Genomic DNA, 12,156 nt, shown 5'->3' on the forward strand with positions numbered 1-12,156 from the left:
CAGTATCGTTTTCCCGGCTCAAAGAATCGCGGCGTTATTGCGCTCGGACTGTTTCAAAAACGCCGCCAACTCCCGGGCCGGCAGCGGTTTGCTGTAGTGATAACCCTGCCCCTCGTGGCAGCCCTCGGAGATGATGTAGGCCTCCTGTTCGGCGGTTTCCACGCCTTCGGCGATCACCTGCATGCCCAGGCTTTTGCCCAGCTGGATGATGGCCCGCACGATGGTGGCATCGTCGTCGTCATCCAACAGGTCCTGGACGAAGCTCTTGTCGATCTTGATCTTGTCCAGCGGCAGGCTTTTCAGGTAGCTGAGGGATGAATAGCCGGTGCCGAAGTCGTCGATGGCGATCAGCGCCCCGGAACGGCGCAGGCTCAGCAGGTGTTGGGCAGCGGTGCTGATGTCTTCCATCAGGCCGGTTTCGGTGACTTCCAGCTCCAGGCTGCGCGGCGGCAGGCGGTAGATCTGCATCAGGTTGTTGACCACCCGCGGCAGCTCGGTGTGGTGCAACTGCACGGTGGACAGGTTGACTGCCATGCGCAACTCGGTGAAACCCTGGTCGTGCCATTCGCGCAACTGCCGGCAGGCCTGGTCCAGCACCCATTCGCCAATCGCAATGATGGTGCCGTTCTGCTCGGCCAGCGGGATGAACAGGTCGGGCGGCACCAGGCCGTGTTCCGGGTGCTGCCAGCGGATCAGCGCTTCGACGCCCACCACGCGATGCTCGCGGTAGCTGATCTGCGGCTGATAGACGAGGTGAAACTGGTCGCGGCTCAAGGCGTCGCGCAGGTCCTTTTCCAGTTCGCGGCGGCGGCGCATTTCGCTGTCCACGCTGGCGATATAGAACTGGTAGCGGTTGCGCGAGCGGCTCTTGGCCAGGGTCATGGTCTGCTCGGCTTTTTGCAGCAGCTTCTCGGTGCTGTCGCCGTCTTCCGGGAACAAAGTGATGCCGATGGTGGCGCGCAGGCGGATCTGTTCGTGGTCGAGGGCGAACTCGGCTTCCAGGTCGTCGAGGATGCTTTGCGCCAGCTCAGCGGCTTCGTACGGCTGGTCGATGTCGGCCTGCACCAGGGCGAACTGGTCGCCGCCCAGGCGGGCCAGGGCGCCGAGGCGGCCACTGTGGGCGCGCAGGCGGTCGGCCAGGGCCAGCAGCAGTTGGTCGCCGGCCTGGTAGGTGAACTGCTCGTTGACGCTTTTGAAGTCGTCCAGGCCCACACACAATACCGCCACGCGGCGTTGCCGGCGGCCGGCGTCGATGAGGATCTTGTCCAGTTGTTCCTGCAATTTCTGGCGGTTCGGCAAACCGGTCAGGAAGTCGTACTGCGCCATGCGCCGCAGGCTGCTCTCGGCCTCGTGACGCAGGTGGGTGTTGCGCTCGATGGATTCGAGCAACTGGTTGGCGGTGTTGATCCACAGCCCCAGTTCATTGCGCTCATGGCCCTTGAGTTGGGGGATCTTGTGTTCGCTGGGGCGGTCCGGGTTGATCGACGTCAGGTGCTCGATAATCCGCGACAACGGCTTGGTCAGCAGCCAGTGATAGACCAGGTACAACACCAGGCCCATAGCCAGGGCGCGCAGCACCCCGGAAATAAAGATGATCACCGAGCTGACAATAAAGCCCTTGCCGTAGGTGGCGGTGTCGAGGGTGATGCTCAGGTCGCCGTAATACTCGCTGTACGGGCCTTTACCCACCAGCGCCGTGGTGAACGTGCGTTCCTGGCCAAGAATCAGGTCGGTCAACCAGCGGCTGGGGGATTGCTGCAAGGCGCGGCTTTTTTCCGCGAGCATGGTTTCGTTGGGATGGCCGATGGACGCCATGCGCACGGCGTCGTCCTGAAACAGGCCCTCGATGACCTGCATACCCATCTCGCGGTCAAGGCTGTAGACGGCCTGGGTCGAGGGGTCGCGGAACATGTCGAGGATACGCTGGGCGTCGCTGGCCACGGCCTGGCGCGTCTTATAGGCGTCAAAAACGATCTGCGCCACGCTGAGCGCCACACCCACGACCAATGCCGACAGCAGCACGACCCGTAGCAACTTCACCGACAAGCTGTTTTTGAGTTCCAGCTTCAAAGGGTTATTCCTTGTTCCATGCGGGTAGCCTCAATATGCCATGAGTATTGGCAATCTCGTGATGGCAGTCAAAGGGACATTGGAGCAAAGGTGGGATTGATGCTTTTGGAGGGGGATGTAGGAGGACGGGGCAAGGCGGATTTGCATCCGCTTGCCGGGTTCCGTGTCGCGCTTGGGCTCAGCTGTTGAAGGTGATTGGGCGGTTTGTGGTCTCTTGTGCGCTGGCAAAATCCACGGTTTTGTTTTGTGGTTCCAGCGCATCACCCAGGGCTTTGGCCAGTACATCGGCGAAGGGCTGGGCGAGGGGGATGGCCGCCTTGGCGAGATCTGCACCGGCCTTGAATAGTTCACCGACCACGGGAAGTGCGGCTAGGGCTCCAATAGACATCGTAATTTCTCCGACAAGTATGAGAGGCGCATTCCTCTCCCTGCCTGGGTGGCCAAGTTGCGCCGTGCGGTTCCATCGGGCACAAAAAAGCCCGGCAATTGCCGGGCTCTTTCTACTGCAAGCGTTGCTTAGGCAGTGAAGGTCTTGCCTTCGAACTGCTCAGCCACGAACTTCCAGTTGACCAGGTTCCAGAACGCTTCCACATACTTTGGACGCACGTTGCGGTAGTCGATGTAGTAAGCGTGTTCCCAGACGTCGCAGGTCAGCAGCGGGGTATCGCCATTGGTCAGCGGGTTGCCGGCGCCGATGGTGCTGGCCAGGGCCAGGGAACCGTCAGCCTTTTTCACCAGCCAGCCCCAACCGGAACCGAAGGTGCCGACGGACGTCTTGGTGAACTCTTCCTTGAACTTGTCGAACGAACCGAACGCAGCGTTGATGGCTTCAGCCAGCGCGCCGGTTGGTTGGCCGCCGGCGTTTGGCGCCAGGCAGTTCCAGTAGAAGGTGTGGTTCCAGACCTGAGCGGCGTTGTTGAAGATGCCGCCCGAAGAGGACTTGACGATCTCTTCCAGGGTCTTGCCTTCGAACTCGGTGCCAGGCACCAGGTTGTTCAGGTTCACGACGTAGGTGTTGTGGTGCTTGTCGTGGTGGAATTCCAAGGTTTCCTTGGAAATGTGCGGCTGCAGGGCATCGTGTGCGTAGGGCAGCGGCGGCAATTCGAAAGCCATGATGATTCTCCTAATCAGGTCAGTTGCGGTGAGCGCAAGGCCGATCACGGGCGGCCAAACAAGCGCCGGGGAGTTTGTACTCTTTGCGGCGCAGGGGCAGGATCATAGCACCGGGGGTGCGGCAAAACCACGCAACAACTGTGTGGGATAGAGGTTCCAGAGCGTTTTGGAATATTCCCTACGCCGCGATCAATTGATAGGCCACGCTGAACATCATCACCGCCACCAACAGGTCCAGCAGGCGCCAGGTAGCCGGCCGCGCCAACCACGGTGCCAACCATGCCGCGCCGAGCGCCAGGGTGGCGAACCACAGGAACGATGCACTGGCCGCCCCGGCCACGTAGGCGCCAGGTTCGGTTTGTTGGGCGCCGAGTGAGCCGATCAGCAGCACCGTGTCCAGGTAGACGTGGGGATTGAGCAGAGTCACCGCCAAAGCGCTGAGCATCACGGCGCGCAGGGAGCGGGTCTTGAGGTTGCCGCCTTGCTCCAGGCTCTGTTTGGAAAACGCCCGGCGCAGCGCCAGGGTGCCGTACCACAACAGGAACGCCGCGCCACCCCAACGGGCAATCGCCAGCAGCAGCGGGTTTTGCGCCAGCACCGTGGCCAGGCCAAACACCCCGGCGGCCACCAGCAACGCATCGCACACCACGCACAACGCCGCCACGGGCAGGTGATGTTCGCGACGCAGGCTTTGCGCCAGGACAAAGGCGTTCTGGGTGCCAATGGCCATGATCAAGCCGAGGGCCACCAACAGGCCGTTAACATAGCTTTGCCACATAGGATTTACTCCGCGCCTGTCGCCAGTTGCCGCAGTACTTGCATCGCGCGCTCAGCATCGGCGCGGCCAACGAACAGGTGATCGTGGTAATAACCGGCAATCACATTGCAACTGATGCCGGCCTGGCCCAGCGCGCTGGCGAAAGCGGCGGTGAGGCCCACGGCTTCCAGGGCCGAATGCACATTCAGGGTGATCCATGCGGCGACGTAGTCGAAGGCCAGGCCTGCCTGTTCCGCGTGCTGGCGCTCGACGATGAGCGTCAAACCTTCCTGCTCGCGAAAGCTGCCGATCACCTCGCAACCTGCCGGGATGTGCTGGTCGGGCAGGGTGCAGAACACATAATCGCCGTCATTCAGGTGCGGGCTCATGCTGCGTAGCAGGGTTGCCAGGGCGGTTTCGCCAGCCATGTGAGGTTCCTTAAATAGAGAGAAGCAATGCTGGTCATTCTCACGGGCCAGGCTGTATAAGAAAAACAAATATTGCTGATCGCCCATTAGAGAAACTGATGTTCGACTATAAATTGCTTTCCGCCCTGGCGGCGGTGGTGGAACAGGCCGGCTTCGAGCGCGGCGCCCAGGTGCTCGGGGTTTCGCAATCGGCGATCTCCCAGCGCATCAAGTTGCTGGAGGCACGCATTGGCCAGCCGGTGCTGGTGCGCGCCACGCCGCCGACGCCCACCGACATCGGCCGGCGCCTGCTCAACCATGTGCAACAGGTGCGCCTGCTGGAGCGCGACCTGCAAAGCCAGGTGCCGGCGCTGGACGCCGAAGGCATGCCCGAGCGCCTGCGCATCGCCCTGAATGCCGACAGCCTTGCCACCTGGTGGGCCGAGGCCGTCAGCGTATTTTGTGCCGAGCAACACCTGTTGCTGGACCTGGTGGTGGAAGACCAGACCGTCGGCCTCAAGCGTATGCGCGCCGGTGAAGTGGCGGCGTGTATCTGCGCCAGCGAACGTCCCGTGGCCGGGGCCCGCAGCTTGTTGCTCGGCGCCATGCGTTATCGTGCGCTGGCCAGCCCGGCCTTTATCGCCCGGCACTTTCCCGAGGGTGTACGCGCCGACCAATTGGCGCGCACGCCGGCGTTGGTGTTTGGCCCGGATGATTTCCTGCAACATCGCTACCTGGCGTCTCTCGGCGTGGACGGCGGTTTCGAACATCATTTGTGCCCATCGTCCGAAGGCTTCATCCGCCTCACCGAAGCCGGGCTCGGCTGGGGTTTGGTGCCGGAATTGCAGGTGCGCGACCAGCTGGAAAAGGGCGTGTTGGTGGAGTTGTTGCCAGATAAGCCCATCGATGTGCCGCTGTACTGGCATCATTGGCGCAGTGGCGGGCAATTGTTGGGCTTGTTGACCGACCATCTGGCCCAGGCGTGTGGCCAATGGTTGGTGTCGTATGAGCAGTGACAAGCGTCAAGCTGCAAGCTGCAAGAGAAGCGCTTGCAGACCGTATTTATCTTGCAGCTTATAGCTTGAAGCTACAGCTGCATCCGTAGGAGGCTCCATGAAAGTTCTGGTCACCGGCGCAAGCGGCTTCATTGGTGGGCGCTTTGCGCGTTTCGCCCTTGAGCAAGGCCTGGACGTACGGGTCAACGGGCGGCGTGCCGAAGGTGTGGAACACCTGGTCAGGCGCGGCGCCGAGTTTATCCAGGGTGATTTGAATGATGCCGACCTGGTGCGTGACTTGTGCCGCGACGTTGAAGCCGTGGTGCATTGCGCCGGCGCCGTCGGGCTGTGGGGCAAGTATCAGGACTTCCATCAAGGCAATGTGCTGGTGACCGAGAATGTCGTCGAGGCCTGCCTTAAACAGCGTGTCGGGCGCTTGGTCCACTTGTCGTCGCCGTCGATCTATTTTGACGGCCGCGATCACCTGGGCCTGACCGAAGAGCAAGTGCCCAAGCGCTTCAAGCATCCTTATGCCGCGACCAAATACCTGGCCGAGCAAAAAGTCTTTGGTGCCCAGGAATTCGGCCTTGAAGTGCTGGCCCTGCGCCCGCGCTTTGTCACCGGCGCCGGTGACATGAGCATCTTCCCGCGCCTGCTGAAAATGCAGCGCAAGAACCGCCTGGCCATCGTTGGCGACGGTTTGAACAAAGTCGATTTCACCAGTGTGCACAACCTCAACGAAGCGTTGCTCAGCAGTTTGCTCGCCACCGGCTCGGCGTTGGGCAAGGCCTACAACATCAGTAACGGCACCCCGGTGCCGGTGTGGGATGTGGTGAACTACGTGATGCGCCAAATGGAGTTGCCACAGGTGAAGCGTTACCGGTCCTATGGCCTGTCCTACAGCGTGGCGGCACTCAACGAAGCGTTCTGCGCGATGTGGCCGGGGCGCCCGGAGCCGGCGCTGTCGCGTTTGGGCATGCAGGTGATGAACAAAGATTTCACCCTCGATATCAGCCGCGCCCGGCATTATCTGGACTACGAGCCCAAGGTCAGCCTGTGGACCGCCCTCGACGAGTTCTGCAGCTGGTGGAAGGCCCAGGATCCGGGGCTGAAGTAAGGTCACAACAGGCAACACATCGGGAACCGAATTCGTGGTTCCGGGTCGATCAGAGCAACAGGACAGCGGTTTATACTCCCGGCGCTCGCCACCTCACCGATTCAGGGTTGATTCATGCGTAACGATGCCAAAGACGATTTCGATAACGTTCCCAGCCTGCGGGCCGACCTGGGAGATGACGACGATTTCGAACCTACCCCCGCCACGTCGGTGCGCTCGCGCAGCACGCCGGTGGTCAAGGTCAAGAGCGCCAGCACCGGGCCATTGTGGGCCTTGATCGGCGCGTTGCTGATCGCCTTTGCCGGCCTGGCCTGGTGGAGCTTCCAGCAGATTTCCCTGATGGGCCAGCAACTGGTCGCGACCCAGGAAAGCTTTGCGCGCATCAGCGAAGAAGCGGCGGGGCGCCTGCAGGATATTTCCGGCAAGGTCGTTGCCAGTGAAGCCAGTGTGAACAACGGCAGCGAAGCGTTGAAGTTGCAGATTCGCCAGTTGGAAACCCAGTTGCTGGAACAGGGCAAGCAACAGGTTGGCGTGGCCGGCCAGGCCACCGAGCTGGACAAGCGCCTGGCACAAATGAGCGCTAGCACCACCGAGCTGTCGAGTGCCAACAGCAAGCTGCAAGGCCAGGTCCAGGCCCTGACCGACGCCGTGGCCACCCTGAAAGCGGCGCAAGGTGATGCGGCCAAGCGCGATGCCGAGTTCAAGGAACTGGTGGCCGATGTGGCCGCGCTGAAGAAACAAGGCAACCCAAGTGCGGCCATTGCCCGCCTGGAGCAGGACCTGTTGGTGCTCAAAAGTGCCCAGGACAACCAGCCGGCCAACAGCGATGCGCCGACCAACAAAGAGTTCGATGTGTTCCGCATCCAGACCACTCGCAACATCACCACCTTGCAGAGCCAGGTGCAGAACCTGCACCAACGGCTCAGTGAGCCGGCGAAGGTCATTCCGCTGAGCCAGTGATTACCAGCCAAGAGGTGCTCAACCTGTAGGAGCTGGCTTGTGTGGGAGCTGGCTTGCCTGCGATGGCGGTGGGTCAGTCAGCACATTGGATACTGATAGACCGCCATCGCAGGCAAGCCAGCTCCCACAGTTGTATCGAGGCCGAGAGTTGAAGAAGTGTCACCGCCTGGTGACATTTCCCATCCCCTTCGTTACTTGCCCCCATCCCGCCCTTGTTTAGACTCCGGTCATCCCACAAACAATAATAAGGGCCACCCATGACCACCCAACCTCTGCCTGCCAGCAGTTGGCTGAACGCGCCTGCCCATCACGCCTGGCTGGCGGCCGAAGGCCAGCGCCTGCTGGCATTTGCCAAGGCTTCGCGCCTGCCTGACGGGTTCGGCAACCTGGACGACAAAGGCCAACTCCCCGCCGATGCTCACGGCGAAACCATGAACACCGCCCGCATGACCCACAGCTTCGCCATGGCCCACGCCCTGGGGCTGCCGGGTTACGCAGACCTGGTAGCCCACGGTGTCGCCGCGCTCAGCGGTCCGCTGAAGGATTCGGCTCACGGTGGCTGGTTTGCCACGCCTCACGCCCTCGATGGCAACCCCGGCAAGGCTGCCTACCTGCACGCCTTTGTCGCCCTGGCCGCCAGTTCCGCCGTGGTGGCGGGCGCCCCCGGTGCGCAGAACCTGTTGAACGATGCCATCCACATCATCGACCAATTCTTCTGGAGTGAAGAGGAAGGCGTGATGCTCGAATCCTTCGCCCAGGACTGGAGCGGGGTCGAGGCCTATCGCGGCGCCAACAGCAACATGCACGCCACTGAGGCGTTCCTCGCCCTGGCCGATGTGACCGGTGAAACACGCTGGCTGGACCGCGCGCTGCGGATCGTCGAGCGGGTGATCCATAACCACGCAGCCGCCAACCAATTCATGGTGATCGAGCATTTCGACGCGCAATGGCACCCCCTGCTCGACTACAACCAAGACAACCCCGCCGACGGCTTCCGCCCCTACGGGATCACCCCCGGCCACGGTTTTGAGTGGGCGCGGCTGGTGCTGCACCTGGAAGCGGCGCGCGAGCAAGCCGGGCTGGCCACGCCGGACTGGCTGTTGACCGACGCCAAGGGCCTGTTCGCCAGCGCCTGCGAATACGCCTGGGCCGTCGATGGTGCCCCGGGCATTGTCTACACCCTCGACTGGAACCACCGCCCGGTGGTACGCGAGCGGCTGCACTGGACCCACGCCGAAGCCAGCGCCGCCGCCCAGGCCTTGCTCAAACGTACCGGTGAGTTGCACTACGAAACCTGGTATCGGCGCCTCTGGGAGTTCTGCGAAACCCATTTCATCGACCGCATCCACGGCAGCTGGCACCACGAACTCAGCCCGTATAACCAACCCAGCAGCAACATCTGGGGCGGCAAGCCGGACCTGTACCATGCCTGGCAAGCGGTCGTGCTGCCTGCGCTACCCTTGGCACCCAGCATGGCCAGTGCCATAGGGAGTGGGTGCTATGTCACCAGCTGGTGACATTTGTACGTCCCTTTGTTACCTGCGCCGCAAAAATCCATGTTTAAACTCCGTGCAGCGCAAGCTCTAGACTTGCATGCATAACAACAAAAAAAGGTACTCAGATGAACGCGATTAATCGCCTCGCCGTCGCTATTTCCATTGCCTCGTTGTTTCCCCTCACTGCATTTGCCGCCGACTCCAAAGGTACGGTTGAAGTTGTGCATTGGTGGACCTCGGGCGGTGAAAAGGCGGCTGTAGATGTCCTGAAGGCCCAAGTTGAGAAAGACGGTTTCACCTGGAAAGACGGCGCCGTCGCCGGTGGCGGTGGTGCCACGGCCATGACCGTGCTGAAAAGCCGCGCAGTCGCTGGCAACCCACCTGGCGTTGCCCAGATCAAAGGCCCCGACATCCAGGAATGGGCGTCCACCGGCCTGCTCGACACCGACGTGCTCAAAGACGTCGCCAAAGAAGAAAAGTGGGACTCCCTGCTCGACAAGAAAGTCTCCGATACCGTGAAGTTCGACGGTGACTACGTCGCCGTACCGGTCAACATCCACCGCGTGAACTGGCTGTGGATCAACCCGGAAGTCTTCAAGAAAGCCGGTATCACCAAGAACCCAACCACCCTCGAAGAATTCTACGCAGCCGGCGACAAGCTGAAAGCCGCGGGCTTCATCGCGCTCGCCCACGGTGGCCAGCCTTGGCAGGACAGTACCGTATTTGAAGCCGTGGTCCTGTCGGTGATGGGTGCCGATGGCTACAAGAAAGCCCTGGTGGACCTGGACAACGCCGCGCTGACCGGCCCGGAAATGGTCAAGTCCCTCACCGAACTGAAGAAAGTCGCGACCTATATGGACGTTGACGGCAAAGGCCAGGACTGGAACCTCGAAGCAGGCAAGGTCATCAACGGCAAGGCCGGCATGCAGATCATGGGTGACTGGGCCAAGTCCGAGTGGACCGCCGCCAAGAAAGTCGCCGGTAAAGACTACGAGTGCGTAGCCTTCCCGGGCACCGACAAAGCCTTCACCTACAACATCGACTCCCTGGCGGTGTTCAAGCAGAAAGACAAAGGCACCGCTGCTGGCCAGCAGGACATCGCCAAAGTCGTGCTGGGTGAAAACTTCCAGAAAGTGTTCAGCATCAACAAGGGTTCGATCCCGGTGCGCAACGACATGCTCCACGAAATGGACAAGCTCGGCTTCGACTCCTGCGCCCAGACCGCCGCCAAGGACTTCCTGGCCGACGCCAAGACCGGCGGCCTGCAGCCAAGCATGGCGCACAACATGGCCACCAACCTGGCGGTGCAAGGTGCGTTCTTTGACGTCGTGACCAACTTCCTCAACGACCCGAAAGCCGACCCGGCCGACACCGCCAAGAAACTGGGCGCTGCGATCAAGTCTGCGAAGTAACGGTTGACCTTGAGGGGGGAACTCCCTGGCCCCCCTCAAGGCTTGTTCCTGTAGTCCTTTTTCCCTGTATTGGATTTCCCCATGAGTTCTGTTGCTGTGTTCAGCAAAGCCTCGCCGTTCGACGCACTGCAGCGCTGGCTACCGAAACTGGTGCTGGCGCCGAGCATGTTCATCGTGTTGGTGGGCTTCTACGGCTACATCCTGTGGACGTTTGTGTTGTCGTTCACCACGTCCACCTTCCTGCCCAGCTACAAGTGGGCGGGCCTGGCGCAATACGAGCGGCTGTTCGACAACGACCGCTGGTGGGTGGCGAGCAAGAACCTGGCGCTGTTCGGCGGCATGTTCATTGGCATCACCCTGGTCATCGGTGTGCTGCTGGCAGTGTTTCTCGACCAGCGTATCCGCCGCGAAGGTTTTATCCGCACCATTTACCTGTACCCGATGGCGCTGTCGATGATCGTCACCGGTACGGCCTGGAAATGGCTGCTCAACCCGGGCATGGGCCTGGACAAACTCCTACGGGACTGGGGCTGGGAAGGCTTCCGTCTCGACTGGCTGATCGACCCGGATCGCGTGGTCTACTGCCTGGTGATCGCTGCTGTGTGGCAAGCCTCGGGTTTCATCATGGCGATGTTCCTCGCTGGCCTGCGTGGCGTTGATCAGTCGATCATCCGTGCTGCGCAGATCGACGGCGCAAGCCTGCCGCGCATCTACTGGAGCGTGGTGCTGCCTAGCCTGCGCCCGGTGTTCTTCAGTGCGGTGATGATCCTCGCGCATATTGCGATCAAGAGCTTCGACCTGGTGGCGGCGATGACCGCAGGCGGCCCGGGCTACTCGTCCGACCTGCCGGCGATGTTCATGTACTCGTTCACCTTCAGCCGTGGCCAGATGGGCATGGGTTCGGCCAGTGCCATCCTGATGCTCGGTGCGATCCTCGCGATCATCGTGCCTTACCTCTACTCCGAGCTGAGGACCAAACGTAATGACTAGTCTCGCCTCCAAACCTGCCATCAGCCTGAGTCGCGTCGCGATCTACGCGGTGCTGATCCTCGCCGTGCTGCTGTACCTGGTGCCGCTGGTGGTGATGCTGCTCACCAGCTTCAAGACCCCGGATGACATCAGCAACGGCAACCTGCTGAGCTGGCCGACCGTGGTCACCGGCATCGGCTGGGTCAAGGCCTGGGCCACCGTAGACGGTTACTTCTGGAACTCGATCAAGATCACCGTTCCGGCCGTACTGATCTCCACCGCCATCGGTGCGTTGAACGGTTATGTGCTGTCGTTCTGGCGCTTCAAAGGTTCGCAGTTGTTCTTCGGCTTGTTGTTGTTCGGCTGCTTCCTGCCGTTCCAGACCGTACTGCTGCCGGCGTCGTTCACCCTCGGCAAGATGGGCCTGGCCAGCACCACCACCGGCCTGGTGTTTATCCATGTGGTCTACGGCCTGGCGTTCACCACGCTGTTCTTCCGTAACTACTACGTAAGCATTCCCGATGCGCTGGTGAAGGCTGCACGCCTGGATGGCGCAGGATTTTTCACCATCTTCCGTCGGATCATCCTGCCGATGTCCACCCCGATCATCATGGTCTGCCTGATCTGGCAATTTACCCAGATCTGGAACGACTTCCTGTTCGGCGTGGTGTTCTCCAGTGGCGATTCGCAGCCCATCACGGTGGCGCTGAACAACCTGGTCAACACCAGCACCGGGGCCAAGGAATATAACGTGGATATGGCAGCGGCGATGATCGCCGGCCTGCCGACCCTGCTGGTCTATGTGATCGCAGGCAAGTATTTCGTGCGCGGCCTCACGGCCGGCGCGGTCAAGGGGTAAT

The 12,156-nt window shown here is 61.3% G+C and carries 12 protein-coding genes; 7 read left to right on the top strand and 5 right to left on the bottom strand.

The genetic code is table 11. The features are described 5' to 3' along the window. Positions 1–18 precede the first annotated feature (18 nt). The 5 genes from ACU688_RS01285 to ACU688_RS01305 form a co-directional block, all read right to left on the bottom strand. Positions 19–2,070, bottom strand: a complete 2,052-nt coding sequence (locus tag ACU688_RS01285) for a putative bifunctional diguanylate cyclase/phosphodiesterase (RefSeq protein ID WP_207040704.1) — start codon at positions 2,068–2,070, stop codon at positions 19–21. Between the two features lie 178 nt (positions 2,071–2,248). Further along, positions 2,249–2,458: a hypothetical protein gene (locus tag ACU688_RS01290; RefSeq protein ID WP_448183384.1), complete on the bottom strand. Its 210-nt coding sequence runs from the start codon at positions 2,456–2,458 to the stop codon at positions 2,249–2,251. 128 nt (positions 2,459–2,586) lie between these two features. Next, a complete protein-coding gene (locus ACU688_RS01295) occupies positions 2,587–3,183 on the bottom strand; it encodes a superoxide dismutase (RefSeq protein ID WP_016975406.1) in 597 nt (198 codons plus the stop codon). A gap of 178 nt (positions 3,184–3,361) precedes the next feature. After that, complete coding sequence (locus ACU688_RS01300; RefSeq protein ID WP_448183385.1) at positions 3,362–3,961, bottom strand: LysE/ArgO family amino acid transporter; 600 nt, start codon at positions 3,959–3,961, stop codon at positions 3,362–3,364. 5 nt (positions 3,962–3,966) lie between these two features. Further along, complete coding sequence (locus ACU688_RS01305; RefSeq protein ID WP_448183386.1) at positions 3,967–4,368, bottom strand: ACT domain-containing protein; 402 nt, start codon at positions 4,366–4,368, stop codon at positions 3,967–3,969. A 98-nt stretch (positions 4,369–4,466) separates the two neighbouring features. On the opposite strand from ACU688_RS01305, the gene ACU688_RS01310 reads away from it, so the two are divergent. From ACU688_RS01310 to ACU688_RS01340, 7 genes are all read left to right on the top strand, one after another. Further along, complete coding sequence (locus ACU688_RS01310; RefSeq protein WP_448183387.1) at positions 4,467–5,363, top strand: LysR family transcriptional regulator ArgP; 897 nt, start codon at positions 4,467–4,469, stop codon at positions 5,361–5,363. Between the two features lie 97 nt (positions 5,364–5,460). After that, positions 5,461–6,459 carry an NAD-dependent epimerase/dehydratase family protein gene (locus ACU688_RS01315; protein WP_448183388.1) on the top strand — a complete coding sequence of 333 codons (999 nt, stop codon included), beginning with the start codon at positions 5,461–5,463 and terminating at the stop codon, positions 6,457–6,459. A 114-nt stretch (positions 6,460–6,573) separates the two neighbouring features. After that, entirely contained in the window at positions 6,574–7,419 is an 846-nt protein-coding gene (locus ACU688_RS01320) for an ATPase (RefSeq protein ID WP_448183389.1), read from the top strand. 257 nt (positions 7,420–7,676) lie between these two features. After that, positions 7,677–8,936 carry a D-mannose isomerase gene (locus ACU688_RS01325; RefSeq protein WP_448183390.1) on the top strand — a complete coding sequence of 420 codons (1,260 nt, stop codon included), beginning with the start codon at positions 7,677–7,679 and terminating at the stop codon, positions 8,934–8,936. Between the two features lie 104 nt (positions 8,937–9,040). Then, the gene (locus ACU688_RS01330; protein ID WP_017737962.1) at positions 9,041–10,327 is read left to right on the top strand and encodes an ABC transporter substrate-binding protein; all 1,287 of its coding nucleotides are present in this window, start codon (positions 9,041–9,043) and stop codon (positions 10,325–10,327) included. 81 nt (positions 10,328–10,408) lie between these two features. After that, positions 10,409–11,317, top strand: coding sequence for a carbohydrate ABC transporter permease (locus ACU688_RS01335; RefSeq protein ID WP_026136944.1), 909 nt, complete (start codon positions 10,409–10,411; stop codon positions 11,315–11,317). Then, positions 11,310–12,155 (top strand): carbohydrate ABC transporter permease, encoded by an 846-nt coding sequence (locus tag ACU688_RS01340; protein WP_124524882.1) that lies wholly within the window; start codon positions 11,310–11,312, stop codon positions 12,153–12,155. The genes ACU688_RS01335 and ACU688_RS01340 overlap by 8 nt, the downstream gene beginning before the upstream one ends. Position 12,156: the final 1 nt, after the last annotated feature.

Source organism: Pseudomonas acericola (SeqCode) (assembly GCF_053456465.1).